Annotated in this window: 23 protein-coding genes and 3 pseudogenes; 14 read left to right on the forward strand and 12 right to left on the reverse strand. The window is 47.3% G+C overall.

Going from position 1 to position 21133, the window contains the following annotated elements; all coding sequences use genetic code 11:
* Nucleotides 1-98 precede the first annotated feature (98 nt).
* Entirely contained in the window at nucleotides 99-224 is a 126-nt protein-coding gene (locus SC206_RS05950; protein WP_332735135.1) for a hypothetical protein, read from the reverse strand.
* A 226-nt stretch (nucleotides 225-450) separates the two neighbouring features.
* Complete coding sequence (locus SC206_RS05955; protein ID WP_332735137.1) at nucleotides 451-855, reverse strand: carboxymuconolactone decarboxylase family protein; 405 nt, start codon at nucleotides 853-855, stop codon at nucleotides 451-453.
* A gap of 100 nt (nucleotides 856-955) precedes the next feature.
* Between SC206_RS05955 and SC206_RS05960 the strand changes: the two genes are divergently transcribed.
* Nucleotides 956-1867 (forward strand): LysR family transcriptional regulator, encoded by a 912-nt coding sequence (locus SC206_RS05960; RefSeq protein ID WP_332735139.1) that lies wholly within the window; start codon nucleotides 956-958, stop codon nucleotides 1865-1867.
* Between the two features lie 152 nt (nucleotides 1868-2019).
* On the opposite strand, the gene SC206_RS05965 is transcribed toward SC206_RS05960, so the two are convergent.
* Complete coding sequence (locus tag SC206_RS05965) at nucleotides 2020-2505, reverse strand: DUF2938 domain-containing protein (RefSeq protein WP_332735141.1); 486 nt, start codon at nucleotides 2503-2505, stop codon at nucleotides 2020-2022.
* Between the two features lie 75 nt (nucleotides 2506-2580).
* Here SC206_RS05965 and SC206_RS05970 point away from each other — a divergent pair, with 75 nt between their 5' ends.
* Nucleotides 2581-2979 (forward strand): MerR family DNA-binding transcriptional regulator, encoded by a 399-nt coding sequence (locus tag SC206_RS05970; RefSeq protein ID WP_332735143.1) that lies wholly within the window; start codon nucleotides 2581-2583, stop codon nucleotides 2977-2979.
* 284 nt (nucleotides 2980-3263) lie between these two features.
* The gene (locus SC206_RS05975; RefSeq protein WP_332735145.1) at nucleotides 3264-3602 is read left to right on the forward strand and encodes a cupin domain-containing protein; all 339 of its coding nucleotides are present in this window, start codon (nucleotides 3264-3266) and stop codon (nucleotides 3600-3602) included.
* Between the two features lie 89 nt (nucleotides 3603-3691).
* Here SC206_RS05975 and SC206_RS05980 read toward each other — a convergent pair whose 3' ends face one another.
* The 3 genes and pseudogenes from SC206_RS05980 to SC206_RS05990 all read right to left on the reverse strand — a co-directional run.
* A complete protein-coding gene (locus tag SC206_RS05980; RefSeq protein WP_332735147.1) occupies nucleotides 3692-4282 on the reverse strand; it encodes a DJ-1/PfpI family protein in 591 nt (196 codons plus the stop codon).
* A gap of 262 nt (nucleotides 4283-4544) precedes the next feature.
* Nucleotides 4545-5713 (reverse strand): IS3 family transposase gene (locus tag SC206_RS05985; protein ID WP_332735149.1). Its coding sequence is split into 2 segments (ribosomal slippage): nucleotides 4545-5464 and nucleotides 5464-5713, totalling 1170 coding nucleotides; the frame shifts between segments, so codons are not numbered across the junction.
* 67 nt (nucleotides 5714-5780) lie between these two features.
* Nucleotides 5781-6136 (reverse strand): annotated as a pseudogene (locus SC206_RS05990) (APC family permease); the annotation flags it as partial.
* On the opposite strand from SC206_RS05990, the gene SC206_RS05995 reads away from it, so the two are divergent.
* Entirely contained in the window at nucleotides 6102-6407 is a 306-nt protein-coding gene (locus SC206_RS05995) for an aminotransferase class III-fold pyridoxal phosphate-dependent enzyme (protein WP_332735151.1), read from the forward strand. The pseudogene SC206_RS05990 and the gene SC206_RS05995 overlap by 35 nt on opposite strands.
* A gap of 262 nt (nucleotides 6408-6669) precedes the next feature.
* Here SC206_RS05995 and SC206_RS06000 read toward each other — a convergent pair whose 3' ends face one another.
* The 3 genes from SC206_RS06000 to SC206_RS06010 all read right to left on the reverse strand — a co-directional run bounded on the left by SC206_RS06000 (nucleotide 6670) and on the right by SC206_RS06010 (nucleotide 10152).
* A complete protein-coding gene (locus SC206_RS06000) occupies nucleotides 6670-8094 on the reverse strand; it encodes an amino acid permease (RefSeq protein WP_332735152.1) in 1425 nt (474 codons plus the stop codon).
* Between the two features lie 102 nt (nucleotides 8095-8196).
* Entirely contained in the window at nucleotides 8197-9123 is a 927-nt protein-coding gene (gene ctlX / locus SC206_RS06005; protein WP_332735154.1) for a citrulline utilization hydrolase CtlX, read from the reverse strand.
* 6 nt (nucleotides 9124-9129) lie between these two features.
* The gene (locus SC206_RS06010) at nucleotides 9130-10152 is read right to left on the reverse strand and encodes an ornithine cyclodeaminase (protein WP_332735156.1); all 1023 of its coding nucleotides are present in this window, start codon (nucleotides 10150-10152) and stop codon (nucleotides 9130-9132) included.
* 128 nt (nucleotides 10153-10280) lie between these two features.
* Between SC206_RS06010 and SC206_RS06015 the strand changes: the two genes are divergently transcribed.
* Nucleotides 10281-10703, forward strand: coding sequence for an Lrp/AsnC family transcriptional regulator (locus SC206_RS06015; RefSeq protein WP_332735158.1), 423 nt, complete (start codon nucleotides 10281-10283; stop codon nucleotides 10701-10703).
* Between the two features lie 69 nt (nucleotides 10704-10772).
* On the opposite strand, the gene SC206_RS06020 is transcribed toward SC206_RS06015, so the two are convergent.
* Nucleotides 10773-11880 (reverse strand): IS3 family transposase gene (locus tag SC206_RS06020; RefSeq protein ID WP_332735160.1). Its coding sequence is split into 2 segments (ribosomal slippage): nucleotides 10773-11628 and nucleotides 11627-11880, totalling 1110 coding nucleotides; the frame shifts between segments, so codons are not numbered across the junction.
* On the opposite strand from SC206_RS06020, the gene SC206_RS06025 reads away from it, so the two are divergent.
* The 9 genes and pseudogenes from SC206_RS06025 (at nucleotide 11861) to SC206_RS06065 (ending at nucleotide 20497) form a co-directional block, all read left to right on the forward strand.
* On the forward strand, nucleotides 11861-12148 hold the full coding sequence (locus SC206_RS06025) for a hypothetical protein (protein ID WP_332735162.1): 288 nt from the start codon (nucleotides 11861-11863) through the stop codon (nucleotides 12146-12148). The genes SC206_RS06020 and SC206_RS06025 overlap by 20 nt on opposite strands.
* A gap of 217 nt (nucleotides 12149-12365) precedes the next feature.
* Nucleotides 12366-13378: pseudogene (locus tag SC206_RS06030) on the forward strand (aldo/keto reductase).
* A gap of 550 nt (nucleotides 13379-13928) precedes the next feature.
* A complete protein-coding gene (locus SC206_RS06035) occupies nucleotides 13929-14612 on the forward strand; it encodes a FadR/GntR family transcriptional regulator (protein ID WP_332735182.1) in 684 nt (227 codons plus the stop codon).
* Nucleotides 14609-15490, forward strand: a complete 882-nt coding sequence (locus tag SC206_RS06040) for a 2-dehydro-3-deoxygalactonokinase (protein WP_332735164.1) — start codon at nucleotides 14609-14611, stop codon at nucleotides 15488-15490. Before SC206_RS06035 ends, SC206_RS06040 begins: the two co-directional genes overlap by 4 nt.
* Nucleotides 15477-16094: a 2-dehydro-3-deoxy-6-phosphogalactonate aldolase gene (locus SC206_RS06045; RefSeq protein WP_332735166.1), complete on the forward strand. Its 618-nt coding sequence runs from the start codon at nucleotides 15477-15479 to the stop codon at nucleotides 16092-16094. Before SC206_RS06040 ends, SC206_RS06045 begins: the two co-directional genes overlap by 14 nt.
* The gene (gene dgoD, locus SC206_RS06050; RefSeq protein WP_332735168.1) at nucleotides 16091-17239 is read left to right on the forward strand and encodes a galactonate dehydratase; all 1149 of its coding nucleotides are present in this window, start codon (nucleotides 16091-16093) and stop codon (nucleotides 17237-17239) included. Before SC206_RS06045 ends, dgoD begins: the two co-directional genes overlap by 4 nt.
* Nucleotides 17240-17290: 51 nt before the next feature.
* Entirely contained in the window at nucleotides 17291-18637 is a 1347-nt protein-coding gene (locus tag SC206_RS06055) for an MFS transporter (protein WP_332735170.1), read from the forward strand.
* A 4-nt stretch (nucleotides 18638-18641) separates the two neighbouring features.
* Nucleotides 18642-19679, forward strand: a complete 1038-nt coding sequence (locus SC206_RS06060; RefSeq protein WP_332735172.1) for a zinc-binding dehydrogenase — start codon at nucleotides 18642-18644, stop codon at nucleotides 19677-19679.
* A gap of 50 nt (nucleotides 19680-19729) precedes the next feature.
* Nucleotides 19730-20497: an SDR family oxidoreductase gene (locus SC206_RS06065; protein WP_332735174.1), complete on the forward strand. Its 768-nt coding sequence runs from the start codon at nucleotides 19730-19732 to the stop codon at nucleotides 20495-20497.
* Nucleotides 20498-20769: 272 nt separating this feature from the next.
* On the opposite strand, the gene SC206_RS06070 is transcribed toward SC206_RS06065, so the two are convergent.
* Nucleotides 20770-20910 carry a hypothetical protein gene (locus SC206_RS06070; RefSeq protein ID WP_332735176.1) on the reverse strand — a complete coding sequence of 47 codons (141 nt, stop codon included), beginning with the start codon at nucleotides 20908-20910 and terminating at the stop codon, nucleotides 20770-20772.
* Nucleotides 20911-20989: 79 nt separating this feature from the next.
* Nucleotides 20990-21133, reverse strand: a pseudogene (locus SC206_RS06075) (IS6 family transposase); the annotation flags it as partial.

Genomic DNA, 21133 nt, shown 5'->3' on the forward strand with positions numbered 1-21133 from the left:
ATCGATGTTCACTTAAAATAAAAGCACTGAACGATTCTGTTTCTAACACCGCAAGCAAGAACCAGGTATGCAAGTGTCGAAAGGAAGTCCTAGCCACGTCATCTGCAGATTATATGGCTGCGCACGATAAAGTTGTTGCCCGAAGGATTGACGTCGATGATCGTAATACCTTCCGTGTCATCACCGAGCGCAGACTGTTCAAGATAGGTCGCTTGTAATGTCATTAAGCATCCAAAATGTGAACAAGAGAAAAACTCATACTAATTTAAAAGCTGATGTTACGACAGCACCGCACGTTGCCATATTGCCCTGACCTGCCCCCGCAGTATTAGTACATTCCGATGTTAGCAACGTCCGCTTCTGGCACAAGTCAGACAGAAAGGCATTTGATGATGCCGAGCTTTAAGACCTCGGCTTATAATGAGTAATTCAGCTTTTTTCAAAATCCTGTCAGGAAATCTGCGTTTCGCTTTTCATCGGCGCATTTAAAATATCGCGTATATTTACCAGCGCATTGCGCACCGCCGCGCCTCCCGCATAAAACAGTAGCTGCAAGACAGCCTCGATAATTTCCTCGCGGCTGGCGCCTGCATTGAGTGCTGCCTGAGTATGCGCCCGCAGTTGTGGTACCGTATGGCCCAGCGTGACACAGGAGGCAATGACAACCAGTTCTCGCGTTTTGGCGTCTAGACCCGGACGTGCAAGAATGCCTCCCATAGCCCATTCAATTGATATATCAGTAAAATCAGGGCACAGGTCTGCCATGTCCTTTCGCAGTTCTTCTCCCGCGCCATTACCATACAATTCGTTAAACAATGTCATTCCGCGTTCACGCAGTTCTGGATTATTTATCATTTTAACTTCTCCTCATTAAGTGAAAATCCATTAAAACTCGCTGACAGCATTTGATAAACAGCGGTATATTATCATCTTTAACAAGTCTGGCTTGATAATCGTGAATAAACTGGAAAGTATGGCGATGTTTGTGCGTGTGGTAGAACGGGGGAGTTTTAGCGCGGTTGCCGATGAAATGCGTCTTAGCGGGACGATGGTCGGACTGCATATAAAATCGTTGGAGGAACACCTCGGCGTTCGTTTACTGAATCGGACAACGCGTCGTCAAAGTCTTACCGATTTTGGCCACGAGTATTATCAGAGTTGCCGCCGGATTTTGGCTGATATCAAAGATAGCGAGTCACTGGCATCTGCCCTTCACCAAAACCCACGTGGAAAGCTGAGAGTAGGCTGCCCCGTCTCTTTCGGCGCCCATGCACTTTCCCCCGCTACGGCGCAATTTCTTACGACATGGCCTGATATGACCGTGGATTTGGTGCTCAACGATAAAGCGATAGATATGGCAGAGGAAGGATTTGACGTCCTGATTAAAATCGGTGAGCTCGAGCATGTGAATTCACTGGTTGCCCGCCCGCTGGCGGCGTATCGGTCAATCGTGTGTGCATCTCCTGCATACATAGAACGGGCGGGGAAACCCTTGACGCCTGAAGAGTTGAGCCAGCATCGATGTCTTGGATTTGCCCACCCCGTTGCGGGAAGTGAATGGACACTCCTGCGAGGGGGCAGGTCCGTCAAGGTGCCGGTAAATATCGCGATGGCTGTCAACAATGGCGAAGCATTGCGAAGCGCAGCATTAAACGGACTGGGAATTATTATGCAACCCGAAGTCCTGTTGGCTGAAGATGTGCGGCAAGGCAGGCTGATCCCTCTGTTGTCCGAGTATCAGCCATTGGTTAAGCCGGTGCATATAATGACCTTCGCTGACCGCCAACAGCTGCCAAAAATCCGCTTCTACGTTGATTTCCTGTTGCAGCACTTCAGGAAATCACTTTGCTTGCCGAGTCTTCTTTAAAAACTTTAGGCAAAAGTGCGAGGGGGCCTTTAACGTAATTTTCTTCTTAAAATGAAAGTTTGCTTCCGCCACTATCTAACTATAGTTAAGTTCAAAGTCCCTATGAGCGAAGAGCAGACATTCTTTCATGGCCTAACTCAAATACGTTACCTTCAAACTCTAATGGCAAAAGCTGCGATGTAAAGCCCAAATCCATATGCTACATGCGTGAGCACACTTAGCCGTCGAGCCAGCCACGGCCGGCGGGTATGAGATGCAGCTATGCCAAAACCAAAAGCAGGCTGCAAAATCATGAACGGTGCAAATAATGTCAACAGACCTACCAGCAGAGCCGTTACCAGAGAAGGTTCGTGGAACCAGTCAGGTCCCTCCAGTAAAAACGGTATAAAGGCAACCAATATGCCGGTCAGATAATGAAATACCCAGCCAGTTAACATTTCTCCCTGCACAGAATCAGTTGAAACGATTGTGTTATGCCTGAATTTCCCTTTGAACATCCACAAAACCCAGCGGCCAACCAGCGCATATTTCAGAGGGGGAATGCTAATAATGTATTTCTGAAATAGTGACCATAAATCCATAACAAGCGTTGCGCCGATACCCGTTATAACTGCATGAAAGACGGTATCCATATCCATTTTTTGCGTCCTTATATTTTGGGGGATGTTAAGCTGGCCACTAGTGTGCAACTTAAAGTCAGGTTTAAGTCAACGATGAAAGAACTGGATATAGGTGAAGTTGCCGAGCTTTCCGGCGTTCCGCCCTCAACATTACGGTTTTACGAAAAAAAAGGGCTAATCAAGCCTGTCGGCCGTAATGGCCTGAGAAGGCAGTTCCACAGAAATGTATTGAATAAACTTCAGCTGATAGCGCTGGGACAGGCTGCCGGATTTACTCTGGCTGAAATGGCCATAATGTTAAATACGGAAGGCCGGACTGTAATCGACCGTAAGCTTCTTGAACAACGAGCCCGGCAAATTGACAGCACTATTCACAGGTTACAGCTGTTGAGCAAAGGCCTGAAGCATGTTGCCCGGTGTACAGAACATGAGCATACCGAATGTGAAGAGTTTAAAATGGTTGTTGCCAGAGGACTGCGAGTCATCAGATAGTCGCTTCTCAGCAGTAACCCTTGTTTATCTGCCATAGCCATAATGCGGTAAGCACTCCTGGCACCTTATATCGGTTTGTGAGGGATATTTTCCGATTTAGAACCGCTATAAGGAATGACCTGTTTAGCGATATTCGTTATGTGTGCTTTTGGCACTGAAAAGTCTGTACCATGATTCGCTAGGTATGGGCAATTAATTGAAACATCTCTTGTTGCAAATCAATCGCTTCCCCGCGTATAACTAATTTTGGGCTATAAAACGTTCATGTAAAAAGGAGAATGGTGATGATTTCAAAGGACAGTGCGGAGCATTATGTCTGGGGTGATGGTTGTGACGGTTGGTATCTGGTAAATCGTCAAGACATGCTGGTTATTCATGAAAAAATGCCTCCTGGCACGTGCGAGAAACGCCACTATCACTCCGTTTCTAGGCAGTTTTTTTATGTGCTTCAGGGCGTTCTTACGATGGAACTGGAGGGTACAAAACATGAAGTTAGGACTCAGTACGGTCTAGAAATTCCTCCAGGGTCGGAGCATCAAGCCAGAAATGAATCACCGTTTCCCGTAGAATTTATTGTAATTTCACATCCGTCCACACGAGGGGATCGTACTGACCTTATTTAATTCCGAATACTCTTCTTAAGCAAGTCGCTAAAAGTAACGGTCAGTTGAGAGCGAAGAGCGGACATTATGTCTGAGAGTATATTTTCTACTCAGTGTTGGTGGGTAAATCCCATTCCTACTTTTATTTTTTCTACGTTAGCTATAGACGTCAATTTTTCTATTAATGTAAATGCAACATTCATAGCTGTTGCAGGGCTTTGAGAAGTAATAATATTTCCATCTACTACAATGGGGAGTTGAACAACGTTGACACCCATCTCTGATAATTGCTTTTGACGATCACTGCTCAGGTGATAAGTCGTACCAGTTCGTCCTTGAAGAACCCCGCTCTTTGCTATGGGCAAAGCGCCAACACAAACAGAAGCGATGATCTTATTTTGGGAGTTGAAGTTTCGAATAAGACCAAGAAGCCGCTCATCAAATGCATCTTCATAAAAACCTGCTCTGCTCATCCCCCCTGGAATTGCAATGGCGTCAAAACTATTTTCATCAATTTCATTCAATTGATATTCAGGCTCAATAGTGAAATTCCAGGCACATTTCACTTTTTTACGTAAGCCAACTGTTACCAACTCTATGGGTTCTAATCCGTAAGTTGTCGTCCATCCTATAGCATCTGTAAACACACTAGCTTCATACTCTTCTAAACCTTGGCAGAGGAATAAGATAACTTTTTTCATCTCAGGAAACTCATTAAAACTGTATATAAAAACAGTGTAGGCGGGCGAATATCTTAATACAATCCTTATCCGGATTTATGCTGGCAGTAGATTACTCCCAGATGATTTACACGTGATGTAAAAATATAGCTTATAGCGACGAACAGCTGCGGATTGCATGCTTGACGGCTATGAGCGAGGAGCGGAAGTTCGCAGCTTTATTACGGCCAGATGGAGATATCACTAATGTCACCGCTTATGAATAAAATGGGATCTGAAGTGGTCAATAAAAACTGGCCACAGCTTTAGAGTTTTCCCAGTATCGATTTTCCGATTCGTTGGGTGATAACCCGCCGTTATATTCGTGCGGCCTGAGCGCGCTGTAATATCCAACGATATAGTCTGTTATTCCATAGATAGCATCGCTGAAGCTTGCGTAACCTGTCACTGGTACCCATTCGTTCTTCAGGCTCCTAAAAAACCGCTCCATCGGGCTGTTATCCCAGCAGTTTCCACGTCGACTCATACTCTGTTTGATCCGGTACCGCCACAGTAACTGCCGGAACTGCCTGCTTGTAAAATGACTGCCCTGATCGCTGTGGAACATCACTCCGTCTGGCTTGCCGCGAGCTTCCCATGCCATTTCCAGCGCTTTGGCCGTTAGTTTGCTATCCGGGGAGAACGATACTGCCCAACCCACCGGTTTCCTCGCGAACAGATCGAGAACAACTGCAAGATATGCCCAGCGCTTACCTGTCCAGATATACGTCACGTCGCCGCACCACACCTGATTTGGCTCTGTCACTGCGAACTGCCGCTCAAGGTGATTCGGGATAGCGACGTGTTCATGGCCGCCACGTTTATATCGATGAGTCGGCTGCTGGCAACTGACCAGCCCCAGTTCTTTCATCAGTCTGCCAGCAAGCCAGCGTCCCATCCGATGGCCTCTCTGGGTTGCCATGGTGGCGATGCTCCTTGCTCCGGCCGAACCGTGGCTGATGCCATGCAGCTCAAGTACCTGACTCCGCAATACAGTCCGTCTGCCGTCTGGATTTTCAGGACGGTTTTTCCAGTATTTGTAGCTGCTGCGATGAACCCCGAACACATGGCAGAGAGTGGACACAGGATAACGCGCTCTGAGTTTCCCGATTATCGAGAACTGTTCAGGGAGTCTGACATCAAGAGCGCGGTAGCCTTTTTTAATATTTCATTCTCCATTTCAATACGTTGCAACTTTTTCTTTAGCTCACGTATTTCAATTTGTTCTGGTGTTATCGGAGAGGCTTTTGCCGTTTTTCCCTGCCGCTCATCACGCAGCTGCTTTACCCATTTCGTCATCGTAGAAAGGCCGACATCCATAGCCTTGGCGGCGTCAGAAACACTGTAATTTTGATCGACAACCAACTGGGCTGATTCGCGTTTGAATTCAGGACTGAAATTTCTTCTTTTCATAGGATTACCTGTATTGTTCTGAGGTGAGCATATCACCTCTGTTCAGGTGGCCAAATTCAGTAAACCACTTCAAGATCAAACCATCTCGACTAATGCTAAATATGTAGCGGGAAATATTATTTGGAATGCGAGTGTTGCAGCAAATAGGCTTGTGATGAGTAAAACAGACATGGTATCAACAGCCCATTGACCAACAAATTGCCGAGTGATTATGAAAACAAAATTGCAAGGGTCTTTGCGTACAATCTCGACTATCTGATCTAATCCAAAAGCCTGTATAAGCGACCAACTGGTGAAGCAAAAAAATGCGGTTATAAGGAGCAGGGCGCAAAGATTAGCTATTGGAACAGTTTTATAAAGGTCAAGGCATTCTTCCGCATAAATTGCGGTGGACTCAAGCTCCACAAAAGATGCGATAGCAAAATCGGTAGGATTAGAAGGGACCTATGCAGATAATACATTATCTGTAGCAGTGGTTCATGCCATGTTGAATATCATCGAAGATGAAAAACTCTGTGAACGATCTCAATATCCAGGTAAGAAACTTGTTAGCGTTTTAAATAATATTCTCCGCGACTGCCCGGCTAATGTTGATATCAGAGTCAAAGGCGCGGTGATTGCCGTTGAGTTTAATGACCCGATTACTGGCAAACTTTCAGCAGAAATCACCAAAAATATACAGAGCAAACTTTAGAAAGAAGGAGTGCTATTACTAATATGTGGTACCCACGGAAATGTCATTCAATTTTTATATCCTCTGACTATACCTGAGACCGAGTTCGATAAAGCATTGTCTATCTTCAAGCGGATTTGACCAAATTGATGTAACTGGCCCTTTTTTTATCAGCAGAACCGTATGAATTCTGCTGAAGAATTTATTATAAAATTCCCTTATAATTGAAAAAATTCATTAATACCTCCTTTTTAACTTATTGATATAATCAAAAGTTCCCTAATCAACTTCCCTTGCTATAAACAATCATTCCTTGTTCACATTTTCTTCTTCGATAAGCAATAGCCAGACCAACAAACCAGATCGGTGAAATTAGCAAACCCATTCTTGTATCTGATTTGAAAGATAGGACGACGAGCATAAACATGAAGAAAATCAAGCAGGAATAAGACATGAATTTTCCATATGGCATTTTATAGGTTGAACGCCGATGCAGGTCGGGCCGGGTCTTCCTGTAAACCAGCCACGAAACAATAATCATGCTCCAAATACATATCAGCAAAATAGCTGACATCGTAGAAAGTAATGTAAAAGCAGACATTACTCCTGGCATGATAAACAAGATCGTGGCTCCACAAAACATGCAAAATCCTGAAAGCAATATGCCGCGTAATGGGATATTCGATGAGGAAAGTTTTTTTAGTGATTTAGGCGCATCATTATTTTTGGCCAAGCCAAAAAGCATGCGGCTGGTCGAAAATACTCCACTATTTGCGGAGGAGAGAGCAGAGGTCAGTACCACGAAGTTTATGATCGCGGCCGCTGCTGGAAGACCCGCTAGAGTAAATAACGCTACAAATGGGCTCTTATCCGCGGAGATATGATGCAAAGAAGACACTGAGATAATACAGGCCATTGATAGAACGTAGAAAAGAAGAACTCTGATGGGGATAGAGTTGATTGCTTTAGGCAGAGTTTTTTCAGGATTTTTAGTTTCGGCAGCCGTTACGCCTATTAGTTCAATCCCAACAAAGGAAAATAAGGCAATTTGGAATCCGGCAAAAAATCCTGGCAGGCCATTTGGGAATAAGGTGCCGTTTTCGGTTAGATTTTTGAATGAAGCTTTAACGCCATCGGGCGAGGTATATCCGGTGAACGACATCCAGCAACCCGCAGCGATAAGCGCGATGATGGCGACTACCTTAATAATAGCGAACCAGAATTCCATCTCGCCGAATAATTTTACCGATAGTACATTGAGAAATAAAAGTAGAAATAGGGCGCCAAAAGCCGGTATCCATAATGAAAGCTCTGGATACCAAAACTGCATATACCCGCCAATGACCACCACGTCGCCTACGCAGGCAACCACCCAGCTCAACCAATATGTCCAGCCAATAGCAAAGCTTGCCCAAGGGCCTAAATACTCGCCGGTGAAGTCTGCGAAAGTATTATACTGAGGATTGGAAAGCAATAATTCACCAAGCGCTCTCATCACAAAAAAGAGAAAAAAACCGATGATCGAATAGGTAAAAATGATTGATACGCCAGAAAGACTAATCGTTTTACCCGAGCCCATAAACAAACCTGTACCAATGGCTCCACCGATGGCAATTAGTTGAATATGTCGATTATCGAGCTGTTTCTTTAGATCCCGGGTATCGGAAGGTGTCTGGCAATGTTTTGCCGGAATATTGTTATTGCGCATAAACCACTCCGGTGATTAATTAATCACAATGCTCCTAACGAAGAGCCGTGATAAAGAATTTTGGCCCGACTAATGGTCGGGCCACTAGGTGATAGCAGCGGGTTAGCAATAGGCCATACGCTTTTCCAGAAATACTTCACAAAGCATACAGCGTGCGCCGCCGCCGCCGAGGTCTTCAATAATGTCTATCGGACCCAAGGCGAGTCGAGCATAACTCGATATTTCAATCTGTTGCGCTGAGGTAAATGCTTCCCAAGCTCGAGTCGACATTGCGTAAACAGGATTACCCACCTTATCTTTCAACTCAAGAATGTTGCAGGTGAAAGACCCCATCTGCTCAAAAGACACATCGATTATAGTTTTACCGGTGCTTTTAAGAGATTCGACTAACTGTCCGCGTTCATGCAGCGAAGGCAAGGCACTCAGGCATACAATAGCAAAACGACGGCCAATGCTAAGCATCACATTTGTATGGTAAATAGGCTGCATATTAAGGTCATGGGCATCAAACCAGACAATGCGATAGCCAGAAAGCCGCTCAAATTCTTTACCTACCTGATTGGAGCTCCGTGAGGAACGGCAAGAATAGGCAATGTAATTATCATGATCGAGAATAAGTGAACCCGTGCCTTCCAGGTAACGTCCTTCAAGCTCATGCGGCGAAAGGTCGATGCGTTTATTAACGACAAAATCAGTGTCTAATTGGATAATAATATCCTCTCGTCTTTCACGCCGGCGGTTAGGGGCTTCCATAGGAAAGGTATAAAGCGTCCCGTCTTCCAGCATGGCGATCCAGTTATTTGGAAATAACGAATCTGGCGTATCGTGCTCGGCAATGTCATCAATTATGTGAACATCGATATCTACATTTCTCAGTGCCTGCACATAATTGTCGAAAGCCAGCTGCGCTTTGCTCTGCACATCCCCGATATCAACCAGCCGTTTTTGGAAAGTATTGCTTGCTTGCGTTTCAGGATTTCCCATAAATGCGGCAGGGCGAACCATTAATACGGTATTTGTCGTTTGCATAAACCATTACTCCAGTTTACACAGTAATCGATAGAGATCGCGTGGATTTTCAGGCTGCGGAACAAGGTTGATGTGCTTGCCGATATCATGTTTTTCCGCAATATCGTGCATTAGGCGCAGAGCCGAGAAATCTTCGATAGCGAATCCGACAGAGTCAAATACTGTAATACTTTCTTCAGAACGACGACCGGCCTTAATCCCACAAATGACTTCCCACAATTCGGTAACTTCAAAATCCGCCGCCATTTGCTGAATTTCACCTTCAATCCGCGTCTGCTCCGGAAACTCAACAAAAACGTCGGCTTGCGTCAGGACTTTGTCTTCAAGTTCTGTCTTGCCTGGACAGTCGCCGCCTACGGCATTCACATGGACCCCAGATTTAACCTGAGAGGCGTTAACGATGGTGGCGTTAGTTTTATCTGCTGTGATAGTCGTAATAATATCGGCGTGCTTGACCGCCTCATCGACAGAATGGCAGAAGTGCAGAGTTATACCTGGATAACAATTAAGATTGCCCATCAGCTTTTCGGTTGCAGAAGCATCGACGTCGTATAAATAGAAATCGGTCAACCCTAATACTTCATTAAAACCAATAACTTGGAATTCACTTTGTGCACCATTGCCAATAACGGCCATGCACTTCGCACTCTTTCTGGCAAGGTATTTAGCAGCCATAACGGAAGTAGCTGCCGTTCTCAATGCTGTTGCCAGAGTGAATTCGCAAAGCAGCAAGGGGTAACCGGTTTTAACTTCGGCCAATGCACCAAAGGCCATCACGGTAAGTTGATTGTTGAGAGCATTTTGAGGATGGCCATTAACATACTTGAAACCGTAAAGTTCGGCGTCAGCAGTCGGCATCAACTCAATAACGCCGATATCCGAGTGGCTTGCTACGCGCGGAGTCTTGTCGAATTCAGACCAACGTTTGAAGTCATCTTCAATATATTTAACAAGTTGTTTAATAAATGGCGCGATGCCGGTTAGATTGACGATGCGGCTCATATCTGCGAGATCGATAAAGCGAGTCATAAAATTTTCTCACGATTGTCATAAAGACAGACAGTATGGAAAAACTAAATGACTCTAGATAGTTGTAAATTTGTTCATAAAGCATAGATTATTAGCAATATGTTTATTGATAAAAGCAATTTGATTAAATGAATGACACAGATCGTCAAATCCTAGCGCTTTTGAGAGATAATTCGCGCATATCGGTAACCGAGATCGCAAAGAAAGTGCGCATCTCGCGAACCACTGCTCAAAAACGTATTGAAAGCATGGAGTTGGAAGGGATTATTTCGGGCTATACCATCCGAATTAAGCCGGGGGTTGAGAAGAATCGTATCAGGGCTTGGATGAGTGTGGCTGTGGAAGGAGCAAAAGCTTCTGCTATTGTGCAGCAACTTCGCGGAGAGCCAGCAGTACATTCGTTGCACACCACTAATGGGAAGTGGGATTTATTGGTTGAGCTGCGAGCGGATAATCTGGAAATCTTTGATCAAATTTTGGGTCGTATTCGTCGAATAGAAGGCATCTATAACACTGAAACAAGTATTATGCTATCAACAAGAAAAGCTTAGGTTTTAGGGGCCAGCAGGGACTGACCCTGACCCCGAATATGATCCATTCATAATCAGGAATAACCGGCTTCATGTTGGTTGTGTATTCTGGCAACCGGCAGACTTCTCAGCAAATTCTGACGGGGTCATCCAGCCCAGTGCAGAATGGGGACGACTCTGGTTATAGTGTATGCGCCAGGCCTCGATTTTGCACCGTGCATCCTCCAGAGACATGAACCAGTTCTCGTTCAGGCATTCCTGCCGCAACCTGCCGTTGAAGGACTCCACTGTGGCGTTGTCCGTCGGGGTTCCCGGCCGTGAGAAGTCGATCCTTATCCCTCTTTCATACACCCACCTGTCCAGCATTTTCCCTGCAAATTCAGAACCATTATCAGTTTTCAGCAACTGCGGTAAAGGACGCCTGAGCGCTATGCTATTCAGCATCTCAGCCACTTCTGTTGAACGCAGATTCTGCCCCACGCAGATCCCCAGGCATTCGCGGGTGTACAGGTCGATAACCGTCAGCAGGCGCAGTCTGCGCCCGTCAAACAACGCATCAGAGACAAAATCCATGCCCCAGACGTGATTCGGATACAGACCCTGAGGCTGCGGCTGCCGGCGCTGTGCGGATTTATTGCGGCGTGGTCGTTTGAGGCGCAGCGACAGACCCTGTTCACAGTAGAGGCGGTAGATCCGTTTGTGATTATCGCGCCAGCCCTCACGCCGGAGCATCACGTATACCCGTCGATATCCGTAGTGAATTCGCGTTTCGGTGATCTCACGGATTCGCAGGCGCAGCGCACTGTCATCGGCAGCAACCGAACGATACCTGAACGAGCTGCGGCTGAGCCGTAACGCAAAACAGATCTGTCTTTCGCTGGCACCGTACCGGGCCTGTAAATCCCTGACCCATTCGCGCAGGCGTGCCAGCGTCAGCTCTTTTTTGCAGCACGTCCTGCAACATGGCCTTATCGAGGCTGAGGTCGGCAACCAGCCTCTTCAGCCGCAGATTTTCCTCTTCCAGCTGCCGCATATGTTTGAGTTCAGAAGGGAAAATTCCGCCGTACTTCTTGCGCCACGTATAAAAAGTGGCATCAGAGATACCCAGCTTGCGGCAGACTTCCGGCACGGGCGTACCCAGCTCAGCCTGCTTCAGGGCAAAGACAATCTGCTCTTCGGTGAATCGTGACTTTTTCATCGGCACCACCTCCGTTCAGGGGAGTGTTTATCATGCCGGAATTCTGTTTCTGAATGGAGCAGGATTTTGGGTCAGGGTCATCGTCAAAATCCAGTCAGAGGACGAATGGCAGAATAAAGTTTTCGGGGGCGTTACCAACGGTACGAGAATCAACAGCGGCCAACTCAATACACCTGAATATTTCTTGATTCTCGCCGGTCAGCATGGCGGCAGCAGAGTCAGCATGGATATTAAACTCGCGATAAATCCTCAGTGCATGGCGGCCTGAATCCTGTATCGCACCGATAGCGCAGACGCCTGCCGATAGATAATTTGTGTAAATGTCACCGGGCGACCATCGCAACACATCTCTATGGCGAATGAATTATTTTGGACCGTAGACGGTTTCGGCCCGGAAAATTTGAACGTCGCTAAATATTTACCACGCGACAGGTAAAAGACTAAACCCGCAGGGTTTTACAACGGAAATTAGAAAGGGGATTGTTATGAAATATAAGCAACTTGGCCAAACAGGTCTATTTGTCTCCGAACTTTGCCTTGGCACGATGACACTGGGCGGTAATGCAGATGCTGGCATGTGGTCAGCGATAGGCGCAATTAAACAGGATGAAGCGAACAAACTGATCGCTCGCGCGCTTAAAGGAGGAATTAACTTTATTGATACCGCCGATATTTACTCCTTTGGCCAGTCAGAACGCATCGTCGGGCAGGCGCTCCGAGATATTGGGATCCCGCGAAACGAGGTGGTTCTGGCTACAAAGACAGGAGGTGTGATAGGAGATAAACCCAATGATCAAGGGGCATCACGCGGACATATCATGGACTCTGTGCAAAGAAGTTTGGAACGGCTTCAGGTAGACCATATCGATCTGTACCAGATCCATGCCAGCGATTCTGTCACGCCGGTCGAAGAGACACTTCGAGCCCTTGACGACCTTACGCGGCAGGGATTAATCCGGTATGTCGGTGTTTCAAACTGGGGCGCAGGCAAGATCGGTAAAGCGCTAGGACTAAGTGAGGCGCTTCACGCTACACGCTTCGAGACGCTTCAGGCGTATTATTCGATCGCCGGGCGCGACGTGGAGCGTGAATTGGTGCCACTGGTCACCGAGGAGAAGATGGGGCTGCTTGTCTGGTCTCCCCTCGCTGGCGGGTTGCTTTCCGGTAAATTTGGTCCAGGAGCACCCACCGAGGAAGGTTCCCGTCGTAGCAAGTTCGATTTTCCACCCGTTGAACTTGATCGGGCCTGGCGATGCGTTGCTGAGATGCGCTCGCCTGGTTACTTTCGAGGCCACATGTAACAAGCGTTATTAACGGCGTAAAACGTATTGAACAGCTCGAAGATAATCTCGGTGCGAGCGATATAACTCTTACCGGGGAGGAACTTGCGTGTCTTGATACTGTGAGTGCGTTACCTCCTTACTACCCAGGATGGATGATCGAATTACAGGATGCAAGCAGATTGCCCCTTCCTTTTAAGTCCGATACCTCAAAATAAATGTGATAAATGTCCAGCTCATGTTTGCGAGGCAATGAAAGAATTAAACTTCAAGGCTATAACGTCTTCGCAACCTAGGGCTGGCAGAATATCTTTTCGACATGCTGAATCTATTAGCAGGAAAGGGGGGGACTGCAACATATCGCACTTGCATACCTGACTGCGTTACTGTCATTTTGACCTCGAAATACCAGAATGCGCAGTCGTACTGCTCTGAAGATAGAATACGTTTTCGTTCCATTGGCCCTCAAACCCCGTTTATACCCAGCTCCGCCCTCACTTTCACTGGATTAACATCCATGCAGTCTATTAGACGTGAATAGATATGCGATTTATCTTCAAAACTCACTCTCCCGCTCTGACCAAAAAACTAAATTCAGCCAAATTGTACTTTTTGTGATCTGCATTGTAGTACAAGAGGTTGGTTTTGTACTCTAATGTAATCCTTGATGAGTAATTGTTAATTACTTTTTGTGAGTCACCTGTGACCCAAAAGGAAGAATGTGGATCATCTGACCAATGTGCTGAGGGCAATCCCGTGGAAGAACACCTGAGCAAAACCGAACGTATTATTGCTTCACTGGGGGCACAAATCGTTTCAGGAAAATACCTGCCGGGGACTTCGTTACCAACAGAAGGCGAACTTTGTGAAGAGTTTGCTACCTCCAGAAACATCATCAGAGAGGTGTTTCGTGCGCTCACCGTAAAAAGAGTGATTGAGGTAAAGCGTTACCGGGGAGCTTTCGTTACCTTGCGTAATCAGTGGAATTATCTTGATTCAGATGTGCTGAAGTGGGTGTTGTCGCATGATTACGACCCGCGTTTGATCGCGGCGATGAGTGAAGTTCGAAACCTGGTAGAACCTGCCATTGCACGCTGGGCGGCCGAACGGGCCAATGCCAATGATCTGGTGCTCATCGAAACGGCGTTGAATGACATGAAAGCCAATCATCAGGATCGCGATGCTTTCAGTGAGGCAGACATCCGCTATCACGAAGCGGTGTTAGCTGCTGTCCACAACCCATTATTGCAGCAGCTCTCCGTCGCTATCAGTTCATTACAACGCGCCGTGTTTGAACGTACCTATATGGGTGACAATGACAATATGCCGCATACCCTCAGCCAACACCAAACCTTATTCGACGCGATTCGCCATCAGGATAGTCATGCCGCAGAGGCTGCGGCGATGGACATGATTGCCGCAGCGACCAAGCGCCTCAAGGAGATAACATGACGCAGGGTTTTATCGCCATTGACTGGGGCTCGACCCATCTTCGCGCCTGGCTTTACAGAGAAGGAGTATGTATTGACGAGCGCCGTTGCGAGTCGGGGATTGCGCATCCAGCAGGCAAAACCTCAGCCGAGATATTCGATACTGTCACCAACGGCTGGCAGCAGGAAGAGTTCCCTGTCGTGATGGCAGGCATGGTCGGCAGTAATTTAGGGTTAATGCCAGCGGCTTATTTACCATGCCCTACTCGCCTGGATGAACTGGTTCATCACCTGACACAGGTGAAAGGCAACCAATGGATTGTCCCCGGCCTGAGCATCAACCATGCCGGAAACTGCAACGTCATGCGTGGAGAGGAAACCCAACTTTTGGGTGCCTGGAAAACTCGGCCTGCCCCTTTCTATATCATGCCCGGAACCCATTGTAAGTGGGTCGCCGCTGAGGGGGGTGTTATCCACGACTTCCGTACAGTCATGACCGGCGAGCTCCATAATTTACTCATGAATAAGTCGCTTATCGGAGCGGGTTTGCCCCAACAACACATGGACCATGAAGCTTTCCTGGCCGGTGCGCAAAAAGGACTGAGTGGTACGGGTGGATTATCACGTTTATTTGAGGTACGTGCCTCGCACGTGCTTGGCAACATGCCGAAAGAGCTGGTCAGTGAGTATCTTTCCGGTGTGCTGATCGGCGGTGAAATAGCGGAAATGCAAGCGTTATACGGGCTGCAAACTCTGCGGGACGTCACCATTATCGCGAATCCAGTGCTGTCGCAGCGTTATATCAATGTGCTGGAAATGGCCGACATTACTTCAACGTTTTTGGAAGGCGATGATGCCTTTCTTGCTGGCATAAGGAACATTATACATGAGCTGGGATAATAAAATTCCGTTGATCGCCATACTGCGCGGTGTCACGCCAACAGAGGTACAAAGCCATGTGGAAGCGTTGCTGGTTGCAGGGTTTACTGCAATTGAAATTCCCCTCAACTCTCCTGACTGGCAAATAAGTATCGCTAAGATGGTGAACATTTTTGGCAGCCAGGCATTGATCGGCGCGGGTACGGTCCTCAATACCGGACAGGTCGATGAGCTGGCCGCGCTGGGCAGCAGGTTGTTGGTGACACCGAATACCGATCAAAACGTCATTCGTCGGGCCGCCGCACATGGCATGGTTATTTGTGCGGGTTGCGCAACCGCCACGGAGGCGTTTGCTGCGCTAAATGCCGGCGCACAAACACTGAAAATATTCCCCTCCTCCTCTTTCGGGCCTGACTATATCAAGGCCCTGAAAGCGGTACTGCCTGCCGAAGTACCGGTTTTTGCGGTCGGTGGGGTGACGCCGGAAAATTTAAGCCAGTACCTGAAGGCCGGGTGTCGCGGTGCGGGGCTTGGCGGTGATCTTTACCGGGCTGGACAACCTGTTTCGCGTACCGCCGAACAAGCCCGAAAATTTATCGATGCGTATCAGGAAGCCGTACGATGAAAATAACCAAATTGACGACTTATCGTTTGCCACCGCGCTGGCTCTTTCTGAAGGTGGAGACAGACGAAGGAGTCGTGGGTTGGGGTGAGCCAGTAGTCGAAGGCAAAGCTCGCACGGTAGAAACCGCTGTCCATGAATTAAGCCAATACCTAATTGGCCAGGACCCAGCGCGGATCAACGACTTATGGCAAACCCTTTACCGCGGCGGATTTTATCGCGGTGGGCCTATTCTGATGAGCGCAATCGCCGGTATTGATCAGGCGTTATGGGATATCAAAGGCAAAGTCCTCGGCGTACCTGTCTATCAGCTGCTAGGCGGTTTGGTTCGCGATCGCATTAAGGCATACAGCTGGGTAGGTGGCGATCGTCCAGCTGAGGTGATTGAGGGCATACATAAGCTGCGGGAAATTGGCTTTGATACCTTCAAACTTAATGGCTGTGGCGAAATGGGCATACTCGACAATGCCCGAAAAGTAGATGCGGCGGTGAATACCGTGGCACAAATCCGCGAAGTTTTTGGTAATGAGATTGAGTTCGGACTCGATTTTCATGGCCGCGTTAGCGCGCCTATGGCGAAAATATTGATCAAAGCATTGGAACCCTTTCGCCCTCTGTTTATTGAAGAACCGGTGCTGGCTGAACAAGCAGAATATTATCCACGTTTAGCGGCGCAAACGCCTATTCCGCTTGCCGCAGGGGAGAGAATGTATTCCCGGTTCGAATTTAAGCGAGTATTGGAGGCTGGCGGGCTGGCTATCCTTCAACCAGATGTTTCTCATGCGGGAGGCATTACCGAATGCTTTAAAATTGCCGCCATGGCAGAAGCTTATGATGTCTCCCTGGCTCCTCATTGTCCACTGGGCCCGATTGCTCTGGCATCCTGCCTGCATATTGATTTTGTTTCCCGTAACGCGGTATTACAGGAGCAAAGTATGGGTATTCATTATAATAAAGGAGCGGAGTTATTGGATTATGTTATCAATAAGGATGATTTTAAAATAAAGGACGGCTATTTTTACCCGAATAACAAGCCAGGGTTAGGCGTAGAAATTAACGAAGAACTGGTCAAAGAAAGAAGTTTAACAGCACCTGATTGGTCAAATCCATTATGGCGCTATACTGACGGCTCAGTAGCCGAATGGTGATCGCGCCGTCATTATTTCAATAAATATCCTGCAGTAACAACAGGAAATATCATGATTACTGAATCTTCTGTACGTCCTACAAAACGTAGATATTTTGTCGTCTTTATGTTGTTTGTCACGGTAATAATAAACTACATTGACCGTGCCAATCTCGCTATTGCTTCACCTCATATCGAGAAAGAGTTTGGTTTAAACTCTATCGAAATGGGTTATATTTTCTCGGCATTTGGCTGGACTTATGCCTTATTCCAAATACCCGGCGGTCGCTTCCTAGATATCATGGGTTCGAAAGTCACTTATTTTATTGCAATATGTGGTTGGTCGATAGCAACGCTATTACAGGGCTTCGCTAATGGATTTGGTGCCCTGCTGGGATTGCGCGCCATTACCGGGATATTTGAGGCTCCCTCTTTTCCTACCAATAACCGGGTGATCAGTGGCTGGTTTCCTGAACAGGAAAGAGCAGGTGCCATCGCCATTTACACCTCCGGGCAATATGTCGGACTGGCTTTCTTTACTCCGCTGCTTATTTGGATCCAGCACGTTTTAAGCTGGCACTGGGTGTTTATTATTACCGGGGCGGTAGGCATACTTTGGTCCTTTTTTTGGCTCTTCAAGTACAAAAGCGTTAAGCAGGATAAAAAAGTCAACCAGGCCGAACATCAGCATATTGTTCTTGGTGGGGCGATTGTTGACGTTGATGCGAGAGATGCCAAAATCGGGGATAGTCCGCGGGCCAAATTAACCAAGCAGGACTGGAAGCATGTCTTCCATCCAAAATTGGTCGGGGTGTATATTGTCCAGTTTGCACTGGCAACAACAGTGTGGTTCTTTCTGACCTGGTTCCCAACCTATTTAAGTAAAGGTCGGGATATCGATTTAGCCACCACCGGGCTAATGACATCTATCCCCTTTATCGCTGCATTCCTTGGGGTAATTTCCGGAGGTTTTCTGGCCGATAAAATGGTGAAATCTGGCCTTTCCATCGGTATAGCGCGTAAAACCCCCATCCTTATTGGTTTAATTATTTCAATGTCAATCGTTGGTGCTAATTACACCGATAATATTAATATTATTGTTGCGCTGTTGGCACTGGCTTTCTTTGGTAATGGCTTTGCTTCTCAGGCCTGGTCGCTGGTCTCCTCTATTGCACCGGTACATTTAATTGGTATGAGTGGTGGATGTTTTAATTTCTTCGGGGCGTTAGGTGGTGTCTCTGTTCCAATTGTAGTTGGCTATATTTCACAGTATTATGGCTTCGCACCCTCTTTGGTTTATATTGCCGCCATCGTATTGCTTAGCATTATTTCATTTGTTTTCCTGATTGGGAAAGTAGAGCGTATATCTACAGACCCATACACTGGGAATTTACCACCTAAAGCCAAAGATCTGGGGTGAAAATATGACGCAGTATAACGGAAGTGCCTATTATTTGACGGGAGCAAAAAAACTCTCCCTTGAGTCTTTTCATATAGAGGAAAAACCGGACCATGCCATCATCAGAGTGTACCGTGGCGGTATTTGTGGCTCCGATGTGCATTATTATTTTCATGGAGGAAATGGGAATGCAGTTGTCCGAGAACCGATGCTATTAGGGCATGAAGTCATTGGTCGGGTGGAAAAATCTCCGGCTGGTTCGCTGTTGCACGTCGGGATGAAAGTTGCCATTAACCCTTCCCTTCCTTGCGGCCAATGTGAGTTTTGTCTGGCAGGGGTCGAAAATCACTGCAAGGAGATGAAATTCATGGGCAGCGCCATGCGCCTGCCCCACGTTCAGGGGGGATTTGCCCAATATATCAGTGTCGAACCAGAAAGATGCATAGCTTACGATGACAATGCGTCTGATGAAATGATGTGCTTCGCTGAACCACTGGCAGTAGCCCTGCATGCCGTTAATCAGGCTCCCTCGCTCATTGGTAAACGCGTGTTGATTTCTGGCGCCGGGCCGATTGGTTGCCTGATAGCGCTCGTCGCGCAAGCTGCCGGGGCCAGCAGTGTAACAGCCTTTGACATCAACGCTAACAGCCGGGCTTTAGCGCTGAAGTCAGGTGCAAATGACGTTTATGATCCGGCCAGCGAGGCGTTAGATTTATTTAGAACTGCGCCAGGCTATTTTGATATTGCCTTTGATGCGTCGGGTGCTCAACCTGCTGTGGAGCTGGCTATCGCAACCTTACGCCCTCGCGGAACATTTGTGCAGGTGGGGAACAGTAAAGGGCTGATGCCATTACCCGTCATGACTATTTTGAATAAAGAGATCACTTTTAAAGGATCGTTTCGTTTCGCCAATGAATTTCGGGTGGCCGTTAAGTGGCTGGAGAGCGGGAAGATTAACCCGCTTCCTCTGCTTAGTTCAGTCATGGATAGCATCAATATGGGCGAAGCCATTGAACTGGCCGCTGATAAAGACAAAGCCGCTAAAATTCAACTCACTTTTTAAGATTTCAGGTGCATGTGCTTATGCGCCTGAAATTCGCCTACGGAGTTACAATGAATACGCTTTTTGATTTGACCGGTAAAACTGCTCTTGTAACAGGGTCCAGTCGCGGGCTGGGTTATGCTTTTGCTGAAGGTCTCGCCCAGGCTGGCGCCAAGGTGATCCTTAATGGGCTTAATGAGGAGATGCTCAATGCGGCAGTCGATAGACTTCAAAAGCAAGGCTATCAGGCGCAAGGCGTGAAATTCGACGTTACCGACGAAGCAGCGGTGATCACAGCTTTCGACCAATTAAGTGCACAGGGTAATGAAATAGACATTCTGATGAATAACGCCGGTATTCAGTTCAGGCAAAGTATGGTCGAATTGAAACTGGAGGACTGGCAACGCGTCCTTGATATCAATCTAACCGGGGCTTTTTTAGTGGGCCGGGAAGCGGCAAAGCGCATGATCCGGTGCGCTAAGGGTGGGAAAATTATCAATATTGGCTCACTGACCAGCCAGGCTGCTCGTGCCACTGTTGCCCCTTATACGGCGGCAAAAGGGGGTATCAAGATGCTGACAAAATCGATGGCGGCGGAGTGGGCCGAATTCAATATTCAAACCAACGCCATTGGTCCCGGTTATATCGTCACCGATATGAACAATGCTTTGGTCGAAAATAAAGAGTTTGATGCATGGGTTAAAAGTAGCAACCCCTCCCGCCGCTGGGGATTACCGGGAGAATTAGCAGGTACAGCGGTCTACCTGTCTTCCAGCGCATCTGACTATGTTAACGGACAGATTATCTACGTTGATGGCGGCTGGCTGGCTGTCCTTTGATGACTGCAAATCTACGACCAGCCGCCAAGCAATTCATAGCAGAAATGGGAGGAGCTTAGTACAGCGGGATAGTCGATGACCAGCGGAAGTGCCGGTGCTGTCAGAGAGCCGCGGAATGAAATCTCAGGGGATCATTGTACTTATATCAGGCTTTCTTTCGTTTATCCCGCGGCCTGTCAGCTAATCCGCATGGTTTGTGCCTGCAGCGGGAAGACAAAACCCAGTTGTTCTTATTTTCCATCATAGTCTTTCCGTTTCAACGTGCTGGCCGATCAGTCTTCCAGCTTAAGGCCAAAGATAAAGATAATGGTGAGCTGAGCTATGGTTTTCTTGGCATGCGTCAGTGCTTCGGCACCGATAGGCTCTTCGCAGCACAAATCCGAGCATGTTAGCTTATGATTCACTGCCAGCATCCACATATCCTGATCCCCGGTTTGAAAGGTTCTGTTGCATTAACGACACCAGGTCAGTAATAATTGAATTGCCTATTTTTCAGGCAGTCAGCAGATAAAACTGTTCTGCCGGAGATAATCCGTCCCCGGACGGATACTGATATTGACCTTTGCGTATCATGTGAACCAGCTCAATACCGGCCAGAATCGTCTGTGCCCGCCTGAACGATTTGAATCCCGTCAT

The organism is Rouxiella sp. T17, from assembly GCF_036663475.1.
In the GTDB taxonomy this organism is placed as follows: domain Bacteria; phylum Pseudomonadota; class Gammaproteobacteria; order Enterobacterales; family Enterobacteriaceae; genus Rouxiella.